Annotated in this window: 25 protein-coding genes, 2 tRNA genes and 1 pseudogene; 16 read left to right on the top strand and 12 right to left on the bottom strand. The window is 73.1% G+C overall.

Features of this window, described 5'->3' with window-relative positions; translation table 11 throughout:
* The first annotated feature begins 29 nt into the window (after positions 1 to 29).
* The 3 genes from E1182_RS16310 (at position 30) to E1182_RS16300 (ending at position 745) form a co-directional block, all read left to right on the top strand.
* Positions 30 to 106 (top strand) — tRNA-Met (locus tag E1182_RS16310).
* 147 nt (positions 107 to 253) lie between these two features.
* Positions 254 to 330: transfer RNA gene (locus E1182_RS16305), tRNA-Met, on the top strand.
* 169 nt (positions 331 to 499) lie between these two features.
* Positions 500 to 745, top strand: a complete 246-nt coding sequence (locus E1182_RS16300) for a hypothetical protein (protein WP_132265839.1) — start codon at positions 500 to 502, stop codon at positions 743 to 745.
* Positions 746 to 778: 33 nt separating this feature from the next.
* On the opposite strand, the gene E1182_RS16295 is transcribed toward E1182_RS16300, so the two are convergent.
* On the bottom strand, positions 779 to 2,107 hold the full coding sequence (locus E1182_RS16295) for an ABC transporter substrate-binding protein (RefSeq protein WP_132265837.1): 1,329 nt from the start codon (positions 2,105 to 2,107) through the stop codon (positions 779 to 781).
* A 185-nt stretch (positions 2,108 to 2,292) separates the two neighbouring features.
* Between E1182_RS16295 and E1182_RS16290 the strand changes: the two genes are divergently transcribed.
* Positions 2,293 to 3,126 (top strand): phosphoribosylaminoimidazolesuccinocarboxamide synthase, encoded by an 834-nt coding sequence (locus E1182_RS16290; protein WP_132265835.1) that lies wholly within the window; start codon positions 2,293 to 2,295, stop codon positions 3,124 to 3,126.
* Positions 3,127 to 3,147: 21 nt separating this feature from the next.
* Here E1182_RS16290 and glpK read toward each other — a convergent pair whose 3' ends face one another.
* Positions 3,148 to 4,632, bottom strand: a complete 1,485-nt coding sequence (gene glpK, locus E1182_RS16285) for a glycerol kinase GlpK (protein ID WP_132265833.1) — start codon at positions 4,630 to 4,632, stop codon at positions 3,148 to 3,150.
* Positions 4,633 to 4,695: 63 nt separating this feature from the next.
* Between glpK and E1182_RS16280 the strand changes: the two genes are divergently transcribed.
* A complete protein-coding gene (locus E1182_RS16280) occupies positions 4,696 to 5,634 on the top strand; it encodes a ribose-phosphate pyrophosphokinase (protein WP_132265831.1) in 939 nt (312 codons plus the stop codon).
* Between the two features lie 38 nt (positions 5,635 to 5,672).
* Here E1182_RS16280 and E1182_RS16275 read toward each other — a convergent pair whose 3' ends face one another.
* Positions 5,673 to 6,131: an ATP-binding protein gene (locus E1182_RS16275; RefSeq protein WP_132265829.1), complete on the bottom strand. Its 459-nt coding sequence runs from the start codon at positions 6,129 to 6,131 to the stop codon at positions 5,673 to 5,675.
* A gap of 119 nt (positions 6,132 to 6,250) precedes the next feature.
* Between E1182_RS16275 and macS the strand changes: the two genes are divergently transcribed.
* Both macS and E1182_RS16265 read left to right on the top strand, forming a co-directional pair.
* The gene (gene macS, locus E1182_RS16270) at positions 6,251 to 7,393 is read left to right on the top strand and encodes a MacS family sensor histidine kinase (protein WP_132265845.1); all 1,143 of its coding nucleotides are present in this window, start codon (positions 6,251 to 6,253) and stop codon (positions 7,391 to 7,393) included.
* Positions 7,375 to 8,040 carry a response regulator transcription factor gene (locus tag E1182_RS16265; RefSeq protein ID WP_132265827.1) on the top strand — a complete coding sequence of 222 codons (666 nt, stop codon included), beginning with the start codon at positions 7,375 to 7,377 and terminating at the stop codon, positions 8,038 to 8,040. The genes macS and E1182_RS16265 overlap by 19 nt, the downstream gene beginning before the upstream one ends.
* A gap of 4 nt (positions 8,041 to 8,044) precedes the next feature.
* On the opposite strand, the gene E1182_RS16260 is transcribed toward E1182_RS16265, so the two are convergent.
* The 3 genes from E1182_RS16260 to E1182_RS16250 all read right to left on the bottom strand — a co-directional run bounded on the left by E1182_RS16260 (position 8,045) and on the right by E1182_RS16250 (position 10,476).
* Positions 8,045 to 8,617: a DUF5709 domain-containing protein gene (locus tag E1182_RS16260; protein ID WP_132265825.1), complete on the bottom strand. Its 573-nt coding sequence runs from the start codon at positions 8,615 to 8,617 to the stop codon at positions 8,045 to 8,047.
* Positions 8,618 to 8,689: 72 nt separating this feature from the next.
* Positions 8,690 to 9,421 (bottom strand): ATP-binding protein, encoded by a 732-nt coding sequence (locus tag E1182_RS16255; protein WP_243706245.1) that lies wholly within the window; start codon positions 9,419 to 9,421, stop codon positions 8,690 to 8,692.
* A gap of 56 nt (positions 9,422 to 9,477) precedes the next feature.
* Positions 9,478 to 10,476, bottom strand: a complete 999-nt coding sequence (locus E1182_RS16250) for an SDR family oxidoreductase (RefSeq protein ID WP_132265821.1) — start codon at positions 10,474 to 10,476, stop codon at positions 9,478 to 9,480.
* Between the two features lie 167 nt (positions 10,477 to 10,643).
* Here E1182_RS16250 and E1182_RS16245 point away from each other — a divergent pair, with 167 nt between their 5' ends.
* Positions 10,644 to 11,843 carry a glycosyltransferase gene (locus E1182_RS16245; protein WP_132265819.1) on the top strand — a complete coding sequence of 400 codons (1,200 nt, stop codon included), beginning with the start codon at positions 10,644 to 10,646 and terminating at the stop codon, positions 11,841 to 11,843.
* A 31-nt stretch (positions 11,844 to 11,874) separates the two neighbouring features.
* Here the strand turns inward: E1182_RS16245 and E1182_RS16240 are convergent, their stop codons facing one another.
* The 4 genes from E1182_RS16240 to aroA form a co-directional block, all read right to left on the bottom strand.
* A complete protein-coding gene (locus E1182_RS16240) occupies positions 11,875 to 12,747 on the bottom strand; it encodes a hypothetical protein (protein ID WP_132265843.1) in 873 nt (290 codons plus the stop codon).
* A gap of 60 nt (positions 12,748 to 12,807) precedes the next feature.
* Complete coding sequence (gene hisN / locus E1182_RS16235; protein WP_132265817.1) at positions 12,808 to 13,626, bottom strand: histidinol-phosphatase; 819 nt, start codon at positions 13,624 to 13,626, stop codon at positions 12,808 to 12,810.
* 58 nt (positions 13,627 to 13,684) lie between these two features.
* Positions 13,685 to 14,578: a ribosome small subunit-dependent GTPase A gene (gene rsgA / locus E1182_RS16230; protein WP_132265841.1), complete on the bottom strand. Its 894-nt coding sequence runs from the start codon at positions 14,576 to 14,578 to the stop codon at positions 13,685 to 13,687.
* Between the two features lie 202 nt (positions 14,579 to 14,780).
* Positions 14,781 to 16,082, bottom strand: coding sequence for a 3-phosphoshikimate 1-carboxyvinyltransferase (gene aroA / locus E1182_RS16225; RefSeq protein WP_132265815.1), 1,302 nt, complete (start codon positions 16,080 to 16,082; stop codon positions 14,781 to 14,783).
* Between the two features lie 103 nt (positions 16,083 to 16,185).
* Here aroA and E1182_RS16220 point away from each other — a divergent pair, with 103 nt between their 5' ends.
* The 5 genes from E1182_RS16220 to rsrA all read left to right on the top strand — a co-directional run bounded on the left by E1182_RS16220 (position 16,186) and on the right by rsrA (position 19,577).
* Positions 16,186 to 16,884: an SOS response-associated peptidase gene (locus tag E1182_RS16220; protein WP_132265813.1), complete on the top strand. Its 699-nt coding sequence runs from the start codon at positions 16,186 to 16,188 to the stop codon at positions 16,882 to 16,884.
* A 203-nt stretch (positions 16,885 to 17,087) separates the two neighbouring features.
* On the top strand, positions 17,088 to 17,480 hold the full coding sequence (locus tag E1182_RS16215) for a WhiB family transcriptional regulator (protein ID WP_132265811.1): 393 nt from the start codon (positions 17,088 to 17,090) through the stop codon (positions 17,478 to 17,480).
* Between the two features lie 100 nt (positions 17,481 to 17,580).
* Positions 17,581 to 18,195 (top strand): alpha/beta family hydrolase, encoded by a 615-nt coding sequence (locus E1182_RS16210; protein ID WP_132265809.1) that lies wholly within the window; start codon positions 17,581 to 17,583, stop codon positions 18,193 to 18,195.
* 280 nt (positions 18,196 to 18,475) lie between these two features.
* A complete protein-coding gene (locus E1182_RS16205; RefSeq protein WP_132265807.1) occupies positions 18,476 to 19,288 on the top strand; it encodes a sigma-70 family RNA polymerase sigma factor in 813 nt (270 codons plus the stop codon).
* 1 nt (position 19,289) lies between these two features.
* On the top strand, positions 19,290 to 19,577 hold the full coding sequence (rsrA, locus tag E1182_RS16200) for a mycothiol system anti-sigma-R factor (protein WP_132265805.1): 288 nt from the start codon (positions 19,290 to 19,292) through the stop codon (positions 19,575 to 19,577).
* An 84-nt stretch (positions 19,578 to 19,661) separates the two neighbouring features.
* Here the strand turns inward: rsrA and E1182_RS33005 are convergent, their stop codons facing one another.
* Positions 19,662 to 19,736: a 50S ribosomal protein bL37 gene (locus E1182_RS33005; protein WP_369752275.1), complete on the bottom strand. Its 75-nt coding sequence runs from the start codon at positions 19,734 to 19,736 to the stop codon at positions 19,662 to 19,664.
* Positions 19,737 to 20,002: 266 nt separating this feature from the next.
* Between E1182_RS33005 and E1182_RS16195 the strand changes: the two genes are divergently transcribed.
* Together E1182_RS16195 and E1182_RS16190 are read left to right on the top strand one after the other, a co-directional pair.
* Positions 20,003 to 20,218 carry a biotin/lipoyl-binding carrier protein gene (locus E1182_RS16195; RefSeq protein WP_132265803.1) on the top strand — a complete coding sequence of 72 codons (216 nt, stop codon included), beginning with the start codon at positions 20,003 to 20,005 and terminating at the stop codon, positions 20,216 to 20,218.
* The gene (locus tag E1182_RS16190) at positions 20,215 to 20,721 is read left to right on the top strand and encodes a GNAT family N-acetyltransferase (RefSeq protein WP_132265800.1); all 507 of its coding nucleotides are present in this window, start codon (positions 20,215 to 20,217) and stop codon (positions 20,719 to 20,721) included. Before E1182_RS16195 ends, E1182_RS16190 begins: the two co-directional genes overlap by 4 nt.
* A 191-nt stretch (positions 20,722 to 20,912) precedes the next feature.
* Here the strand turns inward: E1182_RS16190 and E1182_RS16185 are convergent.
* Positions 20,913 to 21,553 (bottom strand): annotated as a pseudogene (locus tag E1182_RS16185) (TetR/AcrR family transcriptional regulator); the annotation flags it as partial.
* 113 nt (positions 21,554 to 21,666) lie between these two features.
* On the opposite strand from E1182_RS16185, the gene E1182_RS16180 reads away from it, so the two are divergent.
* A complete protein-coding gene (locus E1182_RS16180; protein ID WP_132265796.1) occupies positions 21,667 to 23,256 on the top strand; it encodes an MDR family MFS transporter in 1,590 nt (529 codons plus the stop codon).
* Positions 23,257 to 23,540: the final 284 nt, after the last annotated feature.

Raw genomic sequence — 23,540 nt, 5'->3', positions numbered from 1 at the left:
GGGTGGGTGCGCTACGGTTAACGAGCCGACGCGGGGTGGAGCAGCTCGGTAGCTCGCTGGGCTCATAACCCAGAGGTCGCAGGTTCAAATCCTGTCCCCGCTACCACGACAAACGGCCCTCCGGATCTTCTCCGGAGGGCCGTTTGCGTGGTCCAGGTTTGATGCCCGGCGTACCCCGCCGGCAGGGGTCCGGGCGTGATCCGGGGACCCGGCGGATCGCCACGACGGGGATGCGCTAGGCTTATGGAGCCGACGCGGGGTGGAGCAGCTCGGTAGCTCGCTGGGCTCATAACCCAGAGGTCGCAGGTTCAAATCCTGTCCCCGCTACCACGACGAACGGCCCGAGGATTCCGATCCTCGGGCCCGTTCGCTGTTTCCGTATCCCGTGTCCGGTCGGCCGGGACGCCTGAAGGCCGGCGGCGTCCCACCTGTGGTGGGTCGACACGGCATTCCCGCCTGTCCGGGTGCCGGGGTTGCCCATCTCGGTCAGGATGGGGGTATGTCTTCTTGGAACAGGTGGTGGGGCCGACTGGGTGCGGTCCTCGGTACGGTCGTGCTCGCGGTGTTCGTGCCGGTGGCGGCCTGGGCGTCCACGAACACCGGTGAGCTGGTGGTGGAGGTGGCACGGCGCAGGGGAAGGGGTGGCGGGTTCCTCGGCCTGCTGTGCTGCCTCGTGGTGGTCGTGGCGATCGTCCTGCTGGTACTGCGGCTGATGCGCAACCGCCGCAACGGTCCGCCGCGCTGACCCGTCCCGGGCCCGGCCGGGGTCCCGGGTGAGTCAGGCGGCGAGTGCGGACTGGGCCTGTGCCATGAACCTCGTGGTGGTGGCACGCACGCCCGCCGATCCGGAGCGGATGGTCCGGGCCGAGGTGGCGAGGAGCGTCGCCACCCGGCCGTGCCCCCGGGGCGGCGGTGCGGGTGCCGGGCCGACCAGACCGCGCATGGCCGTGCCGAGGGCGGCGACGCGAGTGGTCACCGGGTCGGTGAGCGATCCGGTGACGGCGTCGCGCACCACGAGGTCCGGTGGGAGCCCGCGTTCGGTGCCGAGGACGCGGCCCGCCTCGACGTCGGTGGCGAGGAACTGGATGACGTCGGCCACCACGGCGGGTTGCCGGGTGCCACGGAACCCGGCCCAGTACATCGAGGCGCGGTCCCACTCCGCGGCCGCCGGGCCGGGCGAGCCGACCAGGGCCAGCTCGTCGCTGGTGTGGCGCTGCAACTCGGAAAGCTGGTGCGACCAGGCGAACGAGGCGGCGGTGTGCCCGGTGACCACCAGTTGCCGCGCCGGCTCGCCGCCGTCGGCGCGGTCGACGAGCGCCGGCGCCGGGGTCGCCCGGTCGGCCCGGGCCCGCTGCCAGAGCTCGAACCAGTCCACCAGGAGCGCCGAGTCGAACCCGAGTTGCCGGCCCTGGTAGAACCGCGCGCCCTGGCCGCGTAGCCAGAGCCACAGGGCCCGCAGGTCACCCGAGGGGTCCATGGTGCCGGCGACCCGGCCGTTGCTGGCTCGGGTCACCCGGGCGGCCCACGTCACGTAGTCCGCCCACGGCATGGCCCCCACCGGCGCCGGCACCCCGAGCCGGCGCAGCAGGTCCCGGTTGTAGACCACGGCCGCGTGGGTCTGCCCGGCCGGTACGCCGACGACGCGCCCGTTCACCCGGCCGTACTCGGTCAGACCGGGCGGCAGGCCGCTGAGGTCGAGCCGGCCGTCCGCGGTGTACGGGTCCAGGTCGAGGGTGATGCTCCGGCTCGCGTACTCGGTCAGCACCGACTCGTCGAGCTGGAACAGGTCCGGCACGTTCCCGCCCGTGGACTGGGTGGCGAGCCGGTCGTAGTAACCGTTCAGGCCCTGCCAGGTCACCCGGAAGCTGACCCGGGGGTTGCGGGTGGAGTAGAGCCGCAGCGCCCGCTCGGTCGTCTGGGCCCGCAGCGCGTCCCCAAACCAGAAGACGGACAGTTCGATCGGCCCGTCGTCGCGGCCGGTGATCTCCTCGCGGCACCCGGTGAGCCCGCCGGCGGCGAGCGCCGGCACCGCCAGCAGTGCGCCGAGCAGCCGCCGCCGCGCCGGATCTGCGCCGGGCCGGGGGATCGGGGGACGGGCAACGCGCACGGAGGACTCCTGGGCAGGTAGACGCGAACCGGACCATTCACGCAGGACTCGCACCGGGGTGTCAACGCCCCAGAGGTGTCCCCGCCGTCGATGCGAGGTCGGGCGACCGGGACACCCCCGCACCTCGTACCCGGCGGCCGGGTGGCCGCACCCGGCGTCCGCCGCCACGTGGTCTACTAGGCCGCGTGGAACTTCTGCATTCGGGCAAGGTACGGGACGTCTACGCCGACGGTGACGACCTGATCCTGGTCGCCTCGGACCGGATCTCGATCTACGACGTGGTGTTGCCGACCCCGATCCCGGACAAGGGCAGACTACTCACCGCGCTCTCGCTCTGGTGGTTCGAGCAGTTGGCCGACCTGATGCCGAACCACGTGCTGTCCGCCACCGACGTACCGGCGGAGTTCGCCGGCCGGGCGATCCGCTGCCGGCGGCTGGACATGGTGCCGGTCGAGTGCGTGGCCCGCGGCTATCTCACCGGCGGTGGCCTCAAGGAGTACCAGGCCACCGGCCGGGTCTCCGGGATCGAGCTGCCGCGCGGGCTGGTCGAGGCGTCGATCCTGCCCGAGCCGATCTTCACCCCGTCGACGAAGGCGCCGGTGGGCGAGCACGACGAGCCGATCACCTTCGCCCAGGTGGTGGAGACGGTCGGCGCCGAGACCGCCGAGCGGTTGCGGCAGATCACCCTCGACGTCTACCGCCGGGGCGCGGAAGTCGCCGCCGACCGGGGCATCCTGATCGCCGACACCAAGATCGAGCTGGGTTGGGCGCCCGACGGCACCCTCAGGATCGGCGACGAGTTGCTCACCTCGGACTCGTCCCGGTTCTGGCCGGCCGAGTCGTACCAGCCGGGCCGCGCCCAGTTCTCCTACGACAAGCAGTACGTCCGGGACTGGGCCGTGCACAGCGGCTGGGACAAGCAGCCGCCGGCGCCCGAGGTGCCCGCCGAGGTGGTCGAGGCGACCCGGGCCCGCTACGTCGACGTCTACGAGAAACTCACCGGCAACCGCTGGGCCTGACCGGGCGCAGGCGACCGGACGTCAGTCCACCCAGTTCAACGTGCGCTCGACCGCCTTGCGCCAGTTGCGCAGCTCGCGGTCGCGGTGCTCGGGCGTCATGGCGGACTCCCACCGGGCGTCCGAGCGCCACTGCTCGCGCAGGGTGGCCAGGTCCGGCCAGAAGCCGACCGCCAGGCCGGCCGCGTACGCCGCACCGAGGCAGGTGGTCTCGGTGATCCGGGACCGTACCACCGGCACGTCGAGCACGTCGGCGAGGAACTGCATCAGCAGGCCGTTCGCGGTCATCCCGCCGTCCACCCGGAGCCGGCGCAGCGCCACGTCGGAGTCGGCGTTCATCGCGTCGACCACCTCGCGGGTCTGCCAGGCCGACGCCTCCAGTGCCGCGCGGGCCAGGTGTCCCTTGGTGATGTAGCCGGTCAGCCCGGCGATCACCCCTCGGGCGTCGCTGCGCCAGTGCGGCGCGAACAGCCCGGAGAAGGCGGGTACCACGTAGCAGCCGCCGTTGTCGTCGACCGTGCAAGCCAACTCCTCCACCTCTGCGGCGGACGAGATCAATCCCAGGTTGTCCCGCAGCCACTGCACCAGCGAGCCGGTCACCGCGATCGCGCCCTCCAGGGCGTACGCGGCCGGGTGCCCGTCGATCCGGTACGCCACCGTGGTGAGCAGGCCGTGTCGGGAGGGCACCGGGCTGGCGCCGGTGTTCAGCAGCAGGAAACTGCCGGTGCCGTAGGTGCACTTCGCCTCGCCCGGCTGGAAACAGGTCTGCCCGAACAGGGCGGCCTGCTGGTCGCCGAGGGCGCTGGCCACCGGTACCCCGGGCAGCGGCCCGTCGGCGGTGCCGTACACCTCGGCCGAGGAGCGGATCTCCGGCAGCATCGCCGCCGGCACCCGCATGGCCTCGAGCAGTTCCGGATCCCAGTCCAGGGTCTCCAGGTCCATCAGCATCGTCCGGCTGGCGTTGGTCACGTCGGTGACGTGCCGCCCGGTCAGCTTCCAGATCAGCCAGCTGTCCATGGTGCCGAAGAGCACCTCGCCCCGCTGCGCGCGCTCGCGCAGCCCGTCGACGTTGTCCAGCAGCCAGCGCAGCTTCGGCCCGGCGAAGTAGGTGGCGAGGGTCAGGCCGGTCCGTTCGCGCAGCTTCTGTTCCCCGTACGTCTCGGCCAGCTCGCGCAGCAGCGGGCCGGTGCGGGTGTCCTGCCAGACGATGGCGTTGGCCACCGGGCGGCCGGTGGCCCGGTCCCAGACGACGGTGGTCTCCCGCTGGTTGGTGATGCCCACCGCGGCCAACCCCGCCGGGCCGGTGCCGGCCTGGGCCAGCGCGTCCCGGACCACCGACTGGACGTTGGACCAGATCTCCTCGGCGTCGTGTTCCACCCAGCCGGGCTCGGGGAAGATCTGCCGGTGCTCGCGCTGGGCCACGGAGACGATCTCTCCGGCCCGGTCGAAGACGATGCACCGTGACGAGGTGGTGCCCTGGTCGATGGCGGCGACGTACTCTCCGGTCATGGCGGCACCGTACCCGGCAGGGCCGCCCCCGGAGAACAGGTGCCGGCCCGTACGATCTGGGAAGTGCGTGACATCGCCGTCTTCAGCGGAACCGCCCATCCCGACCTCGCCGCCGAGATCTGTGCCCACCTCGACGTCCCCCTGCATCCCGTGCGGGTGTCCCGGTTCGCCAACGACTGCCTGGAGGTGCAGTTGCAGGCGAACTGCCGGGAGCGGGACGTCTTCCTGATCCAACCGCTGGTGCCCCCGGTGCAGGAGCATCTGGTCGAGCTGCTGCTCATGATCGACGCCGCCCGGGGCGCTTCCGCCGGACGGATCACGGTGGTGCTGCCGCACTACGCGTACGCCCGGTCGGACAAGAAGGACGCCCCGCGCATCTCCATCGGCGGCCGGCTCGTCGCGGACCTGCTCACCTCCGCGGGAGCTCACCGGGTGCTGGCGCTGACCCTGCACTCGCCGCAGGTGCACGGCTTCTTCAGCGTCCCGGTCGACCACCTGCACGCGCTGCGCGAGCTGGCCTCGCACTTCCGCCGGCACGACCTGAGCAACGCCGTCGTGGTCTCCCCGGATCTGGGCAACGCCAAGGAGGCGGCGGCGTTCGCGCGGATGCTGGGCACCCCGGTCGCCGCCGGTGCCAAGCAGCGGTTCAGTGACGACCGGGTCAAGATCAGCACGGTGATCGGCGACGTCGCCGACCGGGACGTGATCGTCCTGGACGATGAGATCGCCAAGGGCAGCACGGTCATCGAGCTGATGACCCACCTACGGGAGCGGAACGTGCGCTCGATCCGGCTCGCCTGCACCCACGGGTTGTTCTCCAGCGGCGCGTTGGAACGGCTCGGCGCGCAGGAGGGGGTACTGGAGATCGTCTGCACCAACACCGTGCCGATCCCGGCGGAGAAGCGGGTGCCGAAGCTGGAGATCCTTTCCGTGGCGCCCGCGCTGGCTGAGGCGATGCGCCGGATCCACAACGGCGAGTCGGTCAGCGCCCTCTTCGGCTGAGCCCCGCACCGCACTGGGCGCGGGTCGGCGCCGCGGCGCTAGTCCGCGCCGGCGTGCCGGGTGGCGACGACGGACGCGCTGATCCGTACCGTGGTTCCGGCCGGGCCGGTGTCCACCTCCATGGTGTCGCTCAGCTCACGGGCCAGCCACAGCCCCCAGCCGCCCGCGGTCTCCGGGGCGGGGCGGGACCGGTCGCTCAGCCGCTGCGCGCTGATGCCGCCCCCATGGTCGGCGACCTCGCAGACGATCTCGCCGGTGTGTCGCCACAGCCGCAGCCAGCCCTGCCCGCCGCCGTGCCGGACCGCGTTCGTGATCAGCTCGTTGACCGCCAGCACGAAGTCGTCCAGGCGTTGCCCGTCCAGCCCGGCGGACCGCATGCAGGAACCGACCGAGTGTCGCAGCTCGGTCACCTGCGCCTGGTCGAATGCCTGGGCGATGAGGAGGGCGGGTTCGATGGGCACAACCGTACGCGGTGCTGGCAGGTCTGCGTTGGCCATGGCTCTGTCCCGACGGCGCAGCTCGGTCATTCGCGGCATTTCCACCGTACGTCAGTCTTCTCCGTTCGGTGGCGCCCGGCCGCGCGGGTAGCCCGGTGAGGTGTGGCATCGTGTCGGCCATGCCGTCGTCGCCGGGGGGTTTCGAGGATCCGCTCTGGCGGTCCATCGCCGTCTTCCGGTTCGCGTCGTTGGCGTACGTCGGCGTCCTGGTGGCCCGGGACGCCGACCGGTACGCCCACCCGTTCGCCGCAGTGGTCGCCCTGCTGGTGATGCTGGCCTGGTCCGTGGTGATCACGGCCTGCTACGCCCGGCCGGCGCACCGGGGCTGGCCGCTGCTCCTGGCCGACCTCGCGGTCGCGCTGGCCGTCCTCGCGGTGACCCCGTGGGTGGTCGGCCGGGCGGCGCTCGCCGCCGGCACCCCCACCCTGGCCGTGGTCTGGGAGGGCGCTCCGGTGCTGGCCTGGGCGGTCTCCGGCGGCCGACGGCGCGGTGCGCTGGCCGCAGTGGTGCTCGGCGTGGCGGACCTGGCCGCCCGCGGGTTCGGCACCCCCTCGGTCACCGGACTGATCCTGCTGCTGCTCGCCGGCGTGATCGTCGGACACGTGGCCCGACTGGCGGTGACCGCCCAGGAACGGTTGCAGCGGGCGGTGGAGCTGGAGGCCGCCACCCGGGAACGGGAGCGGCTGGCCCGGGGCATCCACGACTCGGTGCTCCAGGTGCTCGCGCTGGTGCAGCGGCGCGGCGCGCACCTCGACGGGGAGGCCGGCGAGCTGGCCCGCCTCGCCGGTGAACAGGAGGCGGCGCTGCGGGCGCTCATCGCCGGCGGCGACCCGGTCCCCGCGGCCGGCGCGCAGGACGGCGCGGTGGATCTGCGGGCCCTGCTCGGCCGGCACGCCTCGGCGGCCGTCTCGCTCTCCGTCCCGGCGACCCCCGTCCCGCTGCCGGCCCGGGTGGCGCGGGAGCTGGCGGCGGCGGTCGCGGCGGCGTTGGACAACGTCGAGCGGCACGCCGGCGGCCGGGCGTGGGTGCTAATCGAGGACGAGGGGGAGACGGTGACCGTCTCGGTGCGCGACGCCGGCCCGGGCATACCCGACGGACACCTGGCCGAGGCGGCCCGGCAGGGGCGGCTCGGGGTGGCCCAGTCCATCCGGGGCCGGATCGCCGACCTCGGCGGCGAGGTGCGCATCACCACCAATCCTGGCGAGGGCACGGAGCTGGAACTGGTCGTACCGAGGAAGGGCGGATGGGCATGGTCCGGGTGATGGTGGTCGATGACCATCCGATGTGGCGCGAGGGGGTGGCCCGGGATCTCACCGAGGCCGGCCACCAGGTCGTCGCCACCAGCGGGGAGGGGCGGCAGGCGATCCGGGTGGCGGCGGCCACCCGCCCGGACGTGGTGGTGCTCGACCTCCAACTGCCCGACATCTCCGGTGTGGCCGTGATCCAGGGAATGCGCGCCGTGCTGCCCGAGGTGCGGGTGCTGATGCTCTCCGCCAGCGGCGAACAGCAGAGCGTGCTCGACGCGATGAAGGCCGGTGCCACCGGCTACCTGGTGAAGTCCGCCGCGCCGGCGGAGTTCCTCGACGCGGTGCGCCGCACCGCCGCCGGGGAACCGGTCTTCACCCCGGGCCTGGCCGGGCTGGTGCTCGGCGAGTACCGGCGGCTCGCCGCCGCGCCGGGCCGGGCGGCCGGCGACGGCGGAGACGACGCGGCACCCCGGCTCACCGAGCGGGAGACCGAGGTGCTGCGGCTGGTGGCCAAGGGGCTGTCGTACAAGCAGATCGCCGGGCGGTTGGGCCTGTCGCACCGCACCGTGCAGAACCACGTCCAGAACACGCTGGGCAAGCTCCAGCTGCACAACCGGGTAGAGCTGACCCGCTACGCGATCGAGCGTGGGCTGGACGCCTGAGAGGTCAGTGCGCCTCCGGGGGACGGGTCTCGTGGATCGCCAGCTCCTCGGCGCTGGCCCCGCCACCGGCCGCGCCGGCGTCGTACGCGACGTTGTCGGTCTCCTGGTCGGTGTGCGCGCCCTCGTCCGGTTCGACGAGCCGGCCCACCTGGTGGTCGGCGACGGTGCCGAGCTGGCCGTGGTCGTAGACCGAGACCGGGGAGTTCGGGTCCGAGGTGGGGCCGGGGTCGAGCACGTCGGCGTCGAGCTGGGCCTGGGCGGCGGCCTCGTCGCTGTCCGCCTCGGCGGCGATGTCCGGGTCGATCGGGCCGGCCAGCGGGTCGTCGGCGGGGCGTTCGTACTGTTCCCGCTGGAGTTTGTAATCCAGCGACTCGCCGTCGAGCTGCTCCTCGGCGGTGGTCCCGAAATGGTCCACCGCCACCGGCGTGCGGTCGCCCGGCAGCTGGGCCGGCGCCGGGCCGTCCGCCTCCCGGCCGGTGAGCACATCGTCGTTGGCGGTCGAGTCGTCGTCTGCGGTGTCGGGCAGGCCGTCGGCCTCGGGGTCGGACACGGGGGTCGGGTACTCGTCGTCGCGCATGGCTGAGCACTACCCACTGCCGCCCACCGGGTAACCGCCACTGCCGCCTGAGATCGGGACGAAAGGGGAAGATCAGCCCCGGTGTGCGGCTTCGTCCTCGGCGTGCAGCACACACCACACCACCTTGCCGTCCGGTACCGCGGTGCTGCCCCAGCGCCGGGCCACCGTGTCGATGAGCAGCAGCCCACGACCGCCGGTGGAGGTGAGCGGAGCCGGCCCGGCGTAGCTCGGCTGCTGCCGGGACCGGTCACGGACCGCGACGTGCAGGCGGTGGTCGCGCGGAGCCAGCCGGAGCGTCATCGGCGTCCGGGCGTGCGCCACCACGTTGTTGACCATCTCGGTGACCGCGATACACGCCGGCTCGGTCAGCTCCGGTATGCCCCACCGGGCGCAGCCGTCGACCACCAGCTCCCGGGCCCGGCGCGCGGCCCCCACCTCGGGTGCCAGGTCCAGGGCGGCCAGCGGCCTGCGGGCCAGCGCGGCCGTGGCCTCGTCCAGGGTGGCGCAGACGGTCAGCCCGGCGACCGGCGGCCCGGTGATCATCCCGGCCGGGTCCACCACCAGCAGATCCGCGGCGGGCCAGTCGGCGACGGTACGCCGCACCTCGGCCAACATCCCGGCGGCCGTCGCGCCGATCGAGCGCAGTTGGGCGACGTCCACCACGACCGGACCGGGGCGGTCACTGAGCCGGGTCAGCAGAGCGGCCCGTACCCGGTCGACGGCGACCGGCTCCAGCAGGCCGACCAGCCGCACGACGGCGGACGACTCGTCCGCCTCCACCACGCATCGCGTCTCCGTCGGCATGATCGTCCCATTGTGCACCGCAGTGACCGGTGCCGCACCCGGCCGCTCCGGCACGTTCATCGGCCGCTTCGGGTACGGCGGGTCATCGCGGCCACCGTTCCGACCGCGGTACCGGCGGCGGCGAGCCCGAACGCCGCGGTGAGCCGGGTCAGCTGCCGGCGTCGGCCCTGCCAGCCGCCCTCCCGGACCGCCTCCGCGTCCGGCCGGAACACGTTCCCGCTGCTCTGCGCCGCCCGGGCGGACCCGAACTGGGTGCGGTGGACGTACCAGCCCAGCGCCCGTTCGGTCAGTGCCGGCGCGAGCCGCCACTGTAGGCCCATCAGCCGGGCCGCGCCGCCGGCGTACGCCTCGCGACGGGGACGGCGTAACAGCCGGACGATCGTCTCGGCCACCAACTCCGGCGGGTAGATCGGCGGCGGCGGGACCAGCTCCCGTCCGGTGTGGTTGCCGGCGTGCCGGAAGAAGGGGGTGTCGATGGTGGCGGGCAGCACGGTGCAGACCGAGATGGTCCCTCGGTCGGTGACCCGCAGCTCCTGCCGGACGGTGTCGGCCAGGCCCCGGACACCGTGCTTGGTGGCGTTGTACGCCGACTGGTACGGCATCGCCACCTCCGCCAGCACCGACGCGTTGTTGACCAGCACGCCGCCGCCGGCCGCGGCCAGCCACGGCAACGCCGCCCGCATGCCGTACGCGGTGCCCAGCAGGTTCACCTCCACCACCCGGCGCAACTCCGCCACCGGAATCTCGTCGAAGAGGCCGACCGCGCTGACCGCCGCGTTGTTCACCCAGGCGTCGATCCGGCCGAACTCGGCCACCGCCCGGGCGGCCAGGTCCTCGACGGCCACCGGGTCGGTGACGTCCGTCGGCACAGCCAGCGCCCGGCCGCCCAACTCCCGGCAGCGGCGGGCGACGTCGGACAGGGCGGACTCGCTGCGGGCGGCGAGGACGACGGCGGTGCCTCGGCGGGCCAGGTCGTACGCGGTGGCGGTGCCGATTCCACTGGAGGCACCGGTGATCACCACCGTGGCGTCGGCGAGCGGGCGGGTCAGCGGCATTTCTGCTTGGTACCCGCGACCGACGCAGGTCATGCCGTCGACGCCCACTCGATCCGCTGCTCCACCTCACCGGTTCTCCCGATCTGCCAGGTTTCGGCTCGTCAGCGCTCGGTTAATGGGACCCTCTGACCGAGGACCATCCCTCGCAGATCGCATGGAGGTGCACCATGCGCGTCGGCCTCGTCTGCGCGCACGCCGGCCTCAGCCGGCATGCGGACGGCCCTGCCGTCGGCACCCACGAGCACATCGCCCGGGTCGCCGCCGAGCTGGCCGGGCGTGGCCACGATGTGCGGGTCTACGAGCGTCGGGACGACCCGGTCCTGCCGCCCGGCGCCGAGGTCGACGGCTACCGCGTCGAACGGGTGCCGGTGGGACCGCCCCACCCCACCCCCAGCGCCGCGCTCGTCGGACACATGGCGGAGTTCGGGCGCTGGCTGGCCGACCGGTGGGCCGGAGAGTGGACGCCCGAGGTGGTGCACGGGCACTACTGGCTCGGTGGGCTGGCCGCCGCCCACGCGGTCCGCGAAACGGACATCCCGGTCGTGCAGACCTTTCACTCCCTCGGCGTCGAGCAGTTGCGCCACCTGGGCCAGCGCTACGACGGCCCGGGGGAGCGGATCCCGCTGGAACGGGCGCTCACCCGCGCGGTCGACATCGCCATCGCGCAGTCCAACGACGAGGTCGACGAACTGACCCGGATGGGCCTGCAACGCACCTCGGTGGCGATGGTGCCGACCGGCGTGGACACCGTGCGGTTCCACCCCGACGGGGAAGCCGCCCCCCGTGACCAGCGGCCCCGCATCCTCTCCGTGGGGGGCTTGTCGCCCGGCCACGGCCAGGAGGACGTGATCCGGGCGCTGCGCCTGGTCGGCGACGCCGAACTGGTCATCGCCGGTGGGCCGCCGTCCGAGCAGCTCGCCACCCACGCCGAGGCCCGCCGACTGCGTGAGCTGGCCGAACGCACCGGGGTCGCCGAACAGGTGAAGCTGGTGGGTGCGGTGCCGCACGACCAGATGGCCACCTGGTACCGGTCGGCCGACGTGGTGGTCTGCACCCCGCACTACGCCAGCGCCGGGCGGGTGTCGCTGGAGGCGATGGCCTGCGGCGTGCCGGTGGTCGGCTACGCGATGGGGGGCGTCGCCGACGCCGTCGTCGACGAGGTCACCGGCCGGCTGGTACCACCGGGCGACGTCCGTACCCTCGGTGTCACGCTGCGGCGGCTGCTCGCCGACAACGCCGGACGGTTCGCGTACGGACACGCCGCCGTGGATCGGGTCCGGTGCAGCTACACCTGGGAACGCACCGCCAGCGCGCTGGAACGCCTCTACGAACGGGTGGTCGGGAAACGCAGGCCGGTCGAGGCCTGACCGGGAACCGCGGTGGCCCGGTGGCCGGTGCTCACCGGCTGGGCGGCGCCGCCCGGCCGCGGGCCGCGCCGACCATCGCCCGTTCCCGGTCCCGGGCGACCGCGTGATGGTGTTGCGGCTCGGCGTACCGGGTCAATCCGATCACGGCGGCCAGGGTGACCAGGAAGCCGATCGCCGCCAGCCACTCCCGCCCCGGCCAGATCTTGTCGTTGAGCAGCAGCAGGCCGACGATCGCGGCGGGCACCGCGCCCGCGGCGTCCATCGCCGCCACCGCGGCCGTGGTGGAACCGCGCTGCATGGCCAGGCCGAGCAGCAGCTGCCCCACCACGGAGTGCGCGATCAGCAGGTAGAGCAGCGGGTCCCGGGCGAACGCCTCGACCGACGGCGCCGAGGCCAGCGGCCGGGCGGCGACCGCCGCCGCGGAGAAGGCCAGTCCGGCCAGCGAGCCGAGCGCGACCGACCCGGGTGAGCCACGCAGGCGTACCGCGAAGAAACCCAGCACGGCGATGCCGCCGAGCGCGACCGCCAGGGTGATCAGGCCGGCGGTGCCGAGCGCCTTCGACGGGGCCGGCTGGGCGGAGAGCACCAGCGCGGTGATCCCGCCGAACAGCAGCACCAGCAGGGCGATCTCGGTGGTCGGCAGGCGCCACTTCAGCACCACCACCCCGAGTACGGCGGTCACCCCGAGGCCGGCGGCCACGCTCGCCTGCACCAGAAACAGCGGCAGGTCCCGCCGGGCCAGGAAGGCCAGCACGAAGCCGGCCACCTGGAAGACCAGCCCCACCACGTACGTGCGGTGGCTGGCCAGCCGCAGCAGCAGAGCCGGGTCGAAGGTGTGGTGCACGGTCGTCCGGGCGGCGGCGACCGACTGCAACATGTTGGCGAATCCGTACGCGACGATCATCGCCGCGAGAAAGCACCACCCGGAGGACACCACCTGGCGAGGATAGAGGGTGTTGCCGGCTCAGCGCGCGGTCGGCTGTGCCAGCCGGGCCAGAACCTCCGGGTGCAGTCGACCGTTGGTGGCGACCGCGCTGCTCTCCGCACCCGCCTCGCCAGCCGGGGCGGGGCGCCCCGCCAGGTCGGTGAGGGTGCCACCGGCCTCGGTGACCACCGGCACCAGGGCGGCGATGTCCCACAGCGACAACTCGGGCTCCACCATGACGTCCAGGGCACCCTCGGCGAGCAGCATGTAACCGTAGAAGTCACCGTAGGCCCGGCTGCGCCAGCTGTCCCGCATGATCTGGAGCACCGCGTCCAGCCGGCCCGCCTGCTCCCAGCCGGTCAGCGACGAGTAACAGAAGCTCGCGTCGGCCAGGTCGCGTACCGCGGAGACCCGGATCGGCTCGCCGGAGGCGGCGTCCGGTCCCGCGTACGCGCCTGCGCCGCAGGCGCCCCACCAGCGGCGGCCCAGCGCCGGGGCGGAGACCAGCCCGACCACCGGGCGGTCGCCCTCCAGCAGCGCGATCAGCGTGGCCCAGACCGGCACGCCGCGGACGAAGTTCTTGGTCCCGTCGATCGGGTCGACCACCCAGCGCCGGCCCGCCGGACCGACGGCGGGCTGTTCGCCGTACTCCTCGCCGAGCAGACCGTCCCCCGGCCGCTCGGCGACGAGCAGGGCCCGGATCTCCCGCTCCACGGCGGTGTCCGCGTCCGAGACGGGGGTCAGGTCCGGCTTCGCCTCCACCCGCAGGTCGAGCGCGCGGAACCGGGCCGTCGAGATGGCGTCGGCGGCGTCGGCGAGCCGATGGGCGAGGGCGATGTCGTCGGCGTACCCGGTCATGCCGGCAACGGTAGCGGCGGCCCGGACCCGCCCCGGCGGCCGGGTCGTGCGGGGCCGGTCAGGAGCCGGCGAGTGGATCACCCGGGTTGCGCTCCGGCTCCCGTGGGTCACCCTCACCGGAGCGGGAGGCCAGCAACCGGCGGTACGACGCCAGCCGGCGCGGATCGGCCCTGCCGGCGGCCACCCAGGCGTCCAGCGCGCAGTCGGCCTCCTCGGCCGTGTGCGGACAGTTCGGCGGGCAGTCGACCGTGGCCTCGACCAGGTCCGGGAAGCCGTGCAGCAGGCTCTCCGCGGAGACGTGGGCGAGCCCGAAGCTGCGTACCCCCGGGGTGTCCACGATCCAGCCCGGGTCGTCGTCGGCGCCGGCAGCGGCGGGCAGTCGCAACGCCACCGCGCTGGTGGAGGTGTGCCGGCCGCGGCCGATCGCGCTGACCGTGCCCACCGCCCGGGCCGCGTCCGGCACCAGCCGGTTGACCAGCGTCGACTTGCCCACCCCGGAATGCCCCACCATCACCGAGACCCGGCCGGCGAGCAGGGCGCGCAGCGCGTCGAGGTCGGAGTCCGGTCGGACCAGCACGTACGGCAGTTCCAACTCCGCGTAGTAGCCGAGCACCTGCTCGGGGCCGGCCAGGTCGGCCTTGGTCAGGCAGAGCAGCGGCTCGATGCCCGCGTCGTACGCGGCCACCAGGCAGCGGTCGATGAAACCGGTCCGCGGCGGCGGGTCTGCCAGCGCGCTGACGATCACCAGGTGGTCGGCGTTGGCGACCACGACCCGCTCCAGCCGCCCCTCGGCGGTCGTCTCGTCGTCGTCGGCCGTCCGCCGCAGCACCGAACGCCGCTCGGCGATCCGGACGATCCGGGCCAGCGCGCCGGCCGCCCCGGAGGTGTCACCCACCAGACCCACCCGGTCACCGACCACCACCGATTTGCGGCCCAGTTCGCGCGCGCGCATGGCGGTGACGGTGGGGGCGTCGGAGGCGGCGGAGAGCACGCAGGTGTAGCGGCCGCGGTCGACGGCGATCACGAAGCCGTCGACCGCGTCGGTGTGCCGGGGCCGGGTGCGGGTGCGGGGACGCGAGGACTTCCCGGGCCGGACCCGTACGTCGTCCTCGTCGTACTCCCGCCTGCCTGCCAGGACCGCCCCCTTGTCCGCGTCAGCTCTTGCCGGTCACCATCGCCGACCATAGCGCCGGGAACTCCGGCATGGTCTTCGAGGTGCATGCCACATCGTCCACCTCGATGCCCGGGACGGCCAGCCCGGCCACCGCGGCGGCGTGCGCCATCCGGTGGTCGGCGTAGGTGTGGAAGATCCCGCCGCGCAGCGGGCGGGGCCGGATCTGCAGCCCGTCGGCGCTCTCGGTGAGGTCCGCGCCGAGCGCGGTGAACTCGCGGGCCAGTGCCGCGATCCGGTCGGTCTCGTGGCCACGGATGTGCGCGACACCGGTCAGCCGGGAGGGGGAGTCGGCCAGCATGGCCAGCGCGGTCAGCACCGGGGTCAGCTCGCTGACGTCGGAGAGGTCGGCTTCCAACCCGTGCACGGTGCCGGTGCCGCGCACCGTCAGCCCGCTGGTGGTCAGGGTCGCCTCGCCGCCCATCTGCTGCAACAGCGAGCGGAGCCGTTCGACCGGTTGGGCGCTGCGGTGCGGCCAACCCTGCAAGGTCACCTCGCCGCCGGTGACCAGTGCGGCGGCGAAGAACGGCACGGCGCCGGAGAGGTCGGGTTCGATCTCCCAGCCGCGCCCCGTCAGCGGGCCGGGCTCGACCGTCCAGACGTCCGGGGTGCCGTCGTCGACCGCCGCCCCGGCGGCCCGGAGCATCTGCACCGTCATCCGCAGGTGTGGCGCGGACGGGACCGGCGGACCGACGTGCCGGACCACCACCCCCCGGTCGAACCGGGCCCCGGCGAGCAGCAGCCCGGAGACGAGTTGGCTGGAGGCGGAGGCGTCGATCACCACCTCGCCCCCGGTGACCCGGCCGGTGCCCTGCACCACCAGCGGCAGACTGCCGGTGGCGGGGGCGTCGATGCGGACGCCGAGGGAGCGCAGCGCGCCGATCAGCGGGCCGAGCGGGCGGACCCGGGCCTGCGGGTCGCCGTCGAAGGTGACCTGCCCCTCGGCCAGCCCGGCGACCGGCGGCACGAAGCGCATCACCGTGCCGGCCAGCCCGACGTCGACGTGGGCCGGTCCGACCAGCGGATGGGGCCGGACCAGCCAGCGCTCGTCGTCGGAGACCGACACGTGCGCGCCCATCGCCCGCAGCCCTCCGGCCATCAGCTCGGTGTCCCGCGCGCGCAGCGGCGCGTGCAGGGTCGACGGCCCGCCGGCCAGTGCGCTGAGCACCAGGGCCCGGGCGGTCATCGACTTGGAGCCGGGTAGGCGCAGTGTCGCCGCCACCGGGTCGCTGGCGGTCGGAGCGGTCCACGGCTGCGGCGGCCGGGTCGCGGTCGGATTTCCCACAGTGACATTCTGCCAAGTCCGGCGGTCGGCCGGACCCGGGCGACGGCCTCACTCCCGGTTGGCGGGACAGCCGGCGCGGGCGCGGGGCGTTAGCGTGTGCGCCATGTGCGGGAGGTACGCGACGACAAGGAGCGCCGCCGACCTGAGCGCGCTGTTCGAGTCGTACGACGAGACCGGCGGCCGGCTCGGGCCGGATCACAACGTCGCCCCGACCGACCCGGTGCCGGTGGTCCGGGTGGACGCCGACGCCGGGCGGGTGCTGTCGGTGGGACGGTGGGGGCTGGTGCCGCACTGGTCCCGCTCGGCGGCCGGCGCGGCAAGGATGATCAACGCGCGGGCCGAGACGGTGGCGACCAGCCGGGCGTACGCCGACCCGTTCGCCCGCCGGCGCTGCCTCGTGCCGGCCGACGGCTGGTACGAGTGGGCCCGCCGCCCGGACGGCGGCAAACAGCCCTACTACCTGACCCCGCGGGACGGCTCGGTGCTGGCCTTCGCCGGCATCTGGTCGCGGTGGGAGTCGCTGCTCACGTTCAGTGTGCTGACCACCGCGGCCGTCGGGGAACTGGCCGAGGTGCACGATCGGATGCCGGTGCTGGTGCCCCGACAGCGGTGGGACGACTGGCTGGCACCGGCCGACGACCCGACCGCGCTGCTCGTTCCGCCTCCGTCCGGTTGGCTCGACGGGTTGGAGATCCGCCCGGTGGGGCCGGCGGTGGGGGACGTCCGCAACGACGGGCCCGGGTTGGTCCAACGGGTGCCGTTGCCGCAGGAGCGCAGCGGGGAGGAAATGAGACTGTTCTGAATGGTCGGTCACGCGACATTGTCGTGTACCAATTGCCAGAGTTCCGGGCGAAACGTCGCTCGGATCTTCAGGCATGTTTGCGCGCTGCCTCTTGTCTCCAGCGCCGCCGGTGCGATAGAACCGAGCGCCGGCACTGGGAGCGCTTTCGCGCAGTGCGAATGACGCCCGTCGATCTTGCCGGTCCCACGGGGGAGGTGGGTGTGATGACCCGGGCGCGTATGCCCCGACCGCACGAAGTAGCCGCCGCACGACGCGATCCGCGACTCCTGCGCGCCTTGCGCGAACGGCGACAGGACGAAGCCTGGCGGACCAGGGGGACCTGCCAGAGTGTGGATCCGGAGACCTTCTTTCCGGCGCCGAACGAGCCGGCCGACGCCGCCGTCGCGCTGTGCCGCAGCTGCGACGTCCAAGGGTCCTGTCTGGCCTGGGCCCTGGAGGTCGGCGACTGCCACGGCGTCTGGGGCGGCACCACGCCGCGCGAGCGCCGCGCCATGCTGGTCGCCTGGCGCACCGAGGTCCAGCCGGATCCCGATGCGGCCGTCGACGCCGGCCCGCCGGTGCGCGACCGCCTGCTCACCCTCGTGCCGCTGAGCTGAACCAGCGTCCCGCCGGGCGGATCGTGCCGCCCCGTGTGGTCACGGGGCCAGCGTGCGGCCCCGTGCGGTGCGGAAGACGGCCGGGCCGGACAATGGTCCGGTGCCGGACCACGACGTGATCGACACGCCGCGCGGACCCGCCCAGGTGGTGACCGACCTGCCGGCCGGTCCGCCCGTCGCCCTGCTCGTGCTCGGGCACGGCGCGGGCGGCGACGTGGACGCCCCGGATCTGGTGGCGGTCCGCGACGCCGTGGTCGGGGTCGGGGTGGCCGTGGCGCGGGTGACCCAGCCGTACCGGGTGGCCGGGCGGCGCGCACCGGCTCCGGCCGGCCACCTCGACGAGGCGTGGACGGCGGCGCTGGCCGTACTGCGTGCGCGCCACGCCGGCGTACCCGTGGTGGTGGGCGGGCGGTCCAGCGGCGCGCGGGTGGCCTGCCGCACCGCCACCACCGTCGCAGCCGTCGGCGTGGTGGCGCTCGCCTTCCCGCTGCACCCGCCGGGCCGGCCGGAGCGGTCCCGCGCCGCGGAACTGCGCACCGGGCTGCCCACGCTGGTGGTCAACGGCGACCGGGACCCGTTTGGGGTGCCCGTCGCGGGCGGCGCGGTCGAGGTGGTGGTCCGCCCCGGGGAGCGGCACGACCTGCGGCAGGATCCGGCCGGCAGCGCCGAGGTGGTACGCCGTTGGCTGCGCGGACGCGGCTGGACCACCGGGTGACCCCTGCCCTGACGCCCGTACCTGTGCCGCAACCGGCGGCGGCGGGCCGTGACCGGGTGCGGTGGGTGGTCGTTGCATCGGATGGTGTCGCACGCCCGGTCCGGGCGGCGTCGCCGTCCCTCCCAGGCCCTTCCTGGTCCCAGCGTCGGCCGTGCCGAGGCGCCCAGCATCGGTCCCGCCGAGGCCGGGACCAGGAACGGGAAACCGTCCGGCGGAATGCCGGGACCGGGACCGCGCGTTACCCCCACCGGAGACAGACGTCTGGTGAGAGGGGTGACCGGTGCCGACCGAGACACGGAGCCGGGAACGGGACGAACGGGAGGCGCGGCAGCTCCGGCAGCTGCTGGCGGCCCCGGAATGGCCCGCGGCGGTGGACGGCCCGGTGGTGGGCACGGGCACGCCCGCCGGAACGGGATCTACGGGCCGGGCGGGGCGCGTATTCTCGGCGGGAAAGCATCCGACGCGAGGGGATGTGCGGTTGACCACCGAGAAGACGGACGAGCGCAGGGCCCGCTTCGAGCGGGACGCGATGCCTTTCGTCGATCAGCTCTACGCCGCCGGGCTGCGGATGACCCGCAACCCCGCCGACGCGGAGGACCTGGTCCAGGAGACGTACCTGAAGGCGTACGCGGCCTTCCACCAGTTCGAACAGGGCACGAACCTGAAGGCCTGGTTGTACCGGATCCTGACCAACACCTACATCAACTCCTACCGGAAGCGGCAGCGCCAGCCCATCCAGGCGCCCACCGACGAGATCACCGACTGGCAGCTCGCCGAGGCTGAGTCGCACACCTCCAGCGGTCTGCGCTCGGCCGAGACCGAGGCGTTGGACCGACTGCCGGACAGCGACGTGAAGGAGGCTCTCCAACAGTTGCCGGAGGAGTTCCGGCTGGCGGTCTACCTGACCGACGTCGAGGGCTTCTCCTACAAGGAGGTGGCCGACATCATGGGCACGCCGATCGGCACGGTGATGTCGCGGCTGCACCGCGGTCGCCGTAATCTGCGCAAGCTGCTGGAGAGTTACGCGGCGGAGCGGGGGTTCACCGCCGCGCAGTCCACCAAGGGTTCGACCGCCGCCGGCCGGGAGGTGTGACATGAGCTGTGGAGAGCCGCACGAGACGGACTGCCGTGAGGTCCTGGCCGAGGTCTACCTCTATCTCGACCTGGAGTGCGCGGAGGAACGGCGCGAGCTGATCCGGTACCACCTGGACGAGTGCGGGCCCTGCCTGCGCGAGTACGGCATCGAACAGGAGGTGAAGGCGCTGGTGGCCCGTTGCTGCGGCAACGAGACGGCCCCCGACCAGCTGCGTGAGCGACTGCGGTTGCGCCTCACCGAACTGGTGGTCTTCGAGACCACCGAGTCGCGGGAACTCGCCGACTGAGCACGGACGACGGTGGCCCGGGTCGAATCGACCCGGGCCACCGTGCTGTCTGATCCGTCGACGGCGGACGGTCCGCCGCGCGAGTCAGGAGTTGGGGCGCTTGCCGTGGTTGGCGCTGCTCTTCTTGCGGGCCTTCTTCTTGCGGGCCTTCTTCGCCATGCTGACCTCCTCGTGATGGTCGGATCCCTGCCGTGGCGACCCGGGCGCCGGTGCACGCACCGGTCCTCCCGGCGCCCGGGTCCGACCCGCTGATGCTAGTGCGGCCGGGCCGCGCCGTCGTCCGCCGGGGCGGCACGTCCGCCCAGCGGGGCGGGACGGGGCGCGGCTCGCCGGTGGGAGAGCGCACGACTGCCGCTCCCCGCCCGCGCGTGGCGTGCGCATGATTGGATACGTCGGCAGGTAACCGCGAGAGGGAGGGCCGGGAGATGGCCGAGGAAATCCGCGCCGAGATGGTGGCCAACGTCTGGAAGGTCGTCGCGTCGACCGGCGACACCGTGTCCGAGGGGGACACGCTGGTGATCCTCGAGTCGATGAAGATGGAGATTCCGGTCGTCGCCGAATCCGACGGCGTGGTCCGGCAACTCGCCGTCAACGAGGGTGACGTCGTGCAGGACGGCGACCTGATCGCCGTGATCGATTGACCGGCCTGACGGTCCGGCCGGCGACCCCGGCCGACTATGCGGCGATCGCCCGGCTGACCGTCGCCGCGTACGAGGCGGACGGCCAGCTCAAGGAGGAGCCCGGGTACGCGGAGGTGCTCGCCGACGTGGCGACCCGGGCGGGTGCCGGAGTGGTGCTGGTGGCGGCGGACCCGGTGACCGGGGCGGTGCTCGGTTCGGTGACCTTCGTGTTGCCCGGCAGCCCGTACGCGGAACTGTCCGGCCCGGGTGAGGCCGAGTTCCGGATGCTGGCCGTGGACCCGGCCGCCCAGGGCCGAGGTGCCGGACAGGCCCTGGCCCGGGCGTGCGTCGACCGGGCCGTGGCGCTGGGCTGCACGGCGGTGGTGATCAGCATCCGTGCCGGCATGGCCGAGGCCGCGCGGCGGCTGTACGAACGGATCGGGTTCCGGCGGGTGCCGCAGCGGGACTGGTCGCCGGTGCCGGGGGTGCGACTGCTCGGTCTGCGCTTGGAGTTGCCCGCCTGATCGGCCGGGTGCTGCTCTGACTGGGCACGACGGTGTGCCGTCCGCCCGGGTGATTCGGCCGTCGGTTGCGGCATGTGGTGGTGTCCGGAGGCCGGGTACCCGCAACCTGCCGCACCCAGCGGCAACCCTGAGGCGCGGGCTACGCTCAGTGCCGGGCGGTGGCTGCGTTGTCGACACCGTGCCCGTCGCTGCGGTCGGCCGCGTCGCTGCCGCCTCGGTCGGGTTCGGCGCTGCTCCGCAGCGCTTCCTCGGCGACCTCCTTGGTGACGCCCCCGGTGATTTTCGCCAACAGCTCCTCGGCGACCTCCAGCGCGATCCGTCGGCGTTCGTCGTCGCTGAGTTCGGGTGCGCGTGCCGCGAACCAACTGCTGTGCACCGCGAAGAGGGACAGCGTGGCGCGCAGGTGGGAAGCCGGGTCGTCGTGGCCGCGGGCCAGCGCGTCGGCGAGACGCAGCATGCGCTCGCGCATCTGCTGCCCGGCGGCGAGGCTCTTGAGCACGGTCTGGTTCTGCTCGAAGAAGCGCATCACCGAGGACTGTTCGTTGGTGAACAGGTCGTCGGCGTAGCGGGCGAGCAGCGCGCGTCGGGTCGCCGGGCCGATCGGCTGCCGCTCCGCCCAGACGATCAGCTCGTCCATCCGGCGTAGCCGGTCCTCGACGAAGCTGCTGACGATCTCGTCCTTGCTCTTGAAGTGGTAGTAGAGCGCCGCCTTGGTCACGCCGAGCCGCTCGGCGATCTCCCGCAGCGACGTCTTCTCGTACCCCTGTTCGGTGAACAGCTCCAGGGCCACGGCCTGGATGCGGGCACGCGTGCCGCCTGTGCTCTCTCTCACCTCGACCACCTAACCCGCTTGACCGTCGTTGCCTGCCCAACTTACCGTACGGCTAGTAAGATTACTGACCGGCCGGCAAGTCAGTGGATCGAATCCGTGGGGGGAGCTTACCGATGAGTCAGGAAAAGGTGGTGGCGCGACCCAATGTCCGGTTCGTGCTGATCGGGCTGATGATCGCCATGATGCTCGCGATGCTCGACAACATGATCGTCAGCACCGCCCTGCCCCGGATCGCGCTCGAGTTCGGCGGCGCGAACCACTTCACCTGGATCGTCACCGCGTACGTTCTGGGCACGACGGTCTCCACCCCGATCTGGGGCAAACTGGGCGACCTGTACGGGCGTAAGGGCGTCTTCCTGACCTCCGTGGTCCTCTTCCTGGTCGGCTCCGCGCTCTGCGGCATGGCCGGCTCCGAACTGCTCGGCGGCGTCGACCGGGGCATGGTCGAGCTGATCGCCTTCCGTGCCGTGCAGGGCCTCGGCGCCGGTGGCCTGATGGTCGGCGTCATGGCGAGCATCGGTGACCTGGTGCCGCCCCGGGAACGGGGCCGCTACCAGGGCATGATGGCCGGCATCATGGCCATCGCCATGGTGGCCGGCCCGCTGGTCGGTGGCTTCATCACCGACAACCTCTCCTGGCGCTGGGCGTTCTACGTCAACCTGCCGCTCGGCGGTGTCGCGCTGCTCGTCCTCGCCACCACCATGCGCCTGCCGAAGTACCGCACCGAGCATCGGATCGACTGGCTGGGCGCCGTGCTGCTCTCCGTCGGTATCACCGCGATTGTGCTGGTCACCACCTGGGGCGGCACCCAGTACCCGTGGCGCTCGCCGCAGGTCCTCGGTCTGGCCGCGCTGGCCGTGGTGGCGCTGGCCGCCTTCGGTCTCGTCGAGCGGCGTGCTGTCGAGCCGATCCTGCCGCTGGGCCTCTTCGCCAACCGCAACTTCGCACTGATCTCGGTGATCGGCTTCCTGCTCGGCTTCGGGATGTTCGGCGCGATGAGCTTCCTGCCGCTCTACCAGCAGACCGTGCAGGGCGCCTCGGCCACCAGCAGCGGCCTGCTGCTGCTGCCGCTGATGTTCGGCATGCTCGTGGTCTCGCTGGTCGTCGGCCGGGCCATCACGAAGACCGGCCGGTACCGGGCGTTCCCGATCATCGGCGGGGTGGTGATGACCGCCGGCATGGCCCTGCTGACCCGGCTCGACGCCGACACCAGCAAGGTCGAGTCCTCGCTCTACCTGGTCGTGCTCGGCGTCGGCATGGGCTTCCTCATGCAGACCACGATGCTGATCGCACAGAACAGCGTCGGTCAGCGCGACCTCGGGGCGGCCAGCGGCGCGGCCACCTTCTTCCGCTCCATCGGCGGTTCGTTCGGCCTTTCCCTGTTCGGCGCCATCTTCGCCCACCGGCTCGCCGACTCACCGGCCGGCGCCGCCTTCGGCGGTGGCGGCACCGGCGAGGGTCGGAGTATGAACCTGGAGGCGTTGCGCCAACTGCCGGCGCAACTGCGCGAGGCGGTGCTGGGTGGCCTCTCCGACGCCATCTCGCACGTCTTCGTCTGGGCGGTGTTCTTCACCATCGCGGTGCCCGTGCTGGCCTGGTTCATCAGGGAGGTGCCGCTGCGGTCGAGCAACGACGTCCCACCGGCCGACGCCACGCCGGAGGAGCGGGCCGAGGTCGCGCTCGGCAAGGCCCCGGCCGTCTGACCCGTACCGTCGCGCCCACCGTCCCAACCGGATACGGCGGAAGCCGGTGATCGGCGAGGCCGGCGTGATCCGCGCGGACGTGATGCCGCGGCCCGCATGATCGCCCCGCCGGCTCGGGCGTGATCGACTCCGCGGCTCGCGCGTGGCTTGCCCGTGATCGACTCCGTGTCGCAATCGGCGGTGTCAGAGCGCATCTGACACCGCCGATTGGCGCAATCGGAGATGATCTTGCAGTCGGGTCACAGCGGACCCGGGCCGGGCCAGGGTGGGGATGGAGCGGGGAG

The sequence above is a fragment of the Micromonospora sp. KC721 genome, assembly GCF_004348355.1.
Classification (GTDB): domain Bacteria; phylum Actinomycetota; class Actinomycetes; order Mycobacteriales; family Micromonosporaceae; genus Micromonospora.
Note: the sequence above shows the minus strand (reverse complement) of the source record. Positions and strands in the feature narration are given on the sequence as shown.

Bases quoted from the DNA above. Each gene is read 5' to 3' on its own strand.
- macS (WP_132265845.1), top strand. From the start codon at position 6,251: ATGCCGTCGTCGCCGGGGGGTTTCGAGGATCCGCTCTGGCGGTCCATC.
- E1182_RS16255 (WP_243706245.1), bottom strand. From the start codon at position 9,421: ATGCCGACGGAGACGCGATGCGTGGTGGAGGCGGACGAGTCGTCCGCC.
- E1182_RS16215 (WP_132265811.1), top strand. From the start codon at position 17,088: ATGACCCGGGCGCGTATGCCCCGACCGCACGAAGTAGCCGCCGCACGA.
- E1182_RS16220 (WP_132265813.1), top strand. From the start codon at position 16,186: ATGTGCGGGAGGTACGCGACGACAAGGAGCGCCGCCGACCTGAGCGCG.
- E1182_RS16195 (WP_132265803.1), top strand. From the start codon at position 20,003: ATGGCCGAGGAAATCCGCGCCGAGATGGTGGCCAACGTCTGGAAGGTC.
- E1182_RS16300 (WP_132265839.1), top strand. From the start codon at position 500: ATGTCTTCTTGGAACAGGTGGTGGGGCCGACTGGGTGCGGTCCTCGGT.
- E1182_RS16250 (WP_132265821.1), bottom strand. From the start codon at position 10,476: ATGCCGCTGACCCGCCCGCTCGCCGACGCCACGGTGGTGATCACCGGT.
- E1182_RS16265 (WP_132265827.1), top strand. From the start codon at position 7,375: ATGGGCATGGTCCGGGTGATGGTGGTCGATGACCATCCGATGTGGCGC.
- E1182_RS16260 (WP_132265825.1), bottom strand. From the start codon at position 8,617: ATGCGCGACGACGAGTACCCGACCCCCGTGTCCGACCCCGAGGCCGAC.
- E1182_RS16180 (WP_132265796.1), top strand. From the start codon at position 21,667: ATGAGTCAGGAAAAGGTGGTGGCGCGACCCAATGTCCGGTTCGTGCTG.
- E1182_RS16275 (WP_132265829.1), bottom strand. From the start codon at position 6,131: ATGGCCAACGCAGACCTGCCAGCACCGCGTACGGTTGTGCCCATCGAA.
- rsgA (WP_132265841.1), bottom strand. From the start codon at position 14,578: ATGCGCGCGCGCGAACTGGGCCGCAAATCGGTGGTGGTCGGTGACCGG.
- glpK (WP_132265833.1), bottom strand. From the start codon at position 4,632: ATGACCGGAGAGTACGTCGCCGCCATCGACCAGGGCACCACCTCGTCA.
- rsrA (WP_132265805.1), top strand. From the start codon at position 19,290: ATGAGCTGTGGAGAGCCGCACGAGACGGACTGCCGTGAGGTCCTGGCC.
- hisN (WP_132265817.1), bottom strand. From the start codon at position 13,626: ATGACCGGGTACGCCGACGACATCGCCCTCGCCCATCGGCTCGCCGAC.
- E1182_RS16240 (WP_132265843.1), bottom strand. From the start codon at position 12,747: ATGATCGTCGCGTACGGATTCGCCAACATGTTGCAGTCGGTCGCCGCC.
- E1182_RS16245 (WP_132265819.1), top strand. From the start codon at position 10,644: ATGCGCGTCGGCCTCGTCTGCGCGCACGCCGGCCTCAGCCGGCATGCG.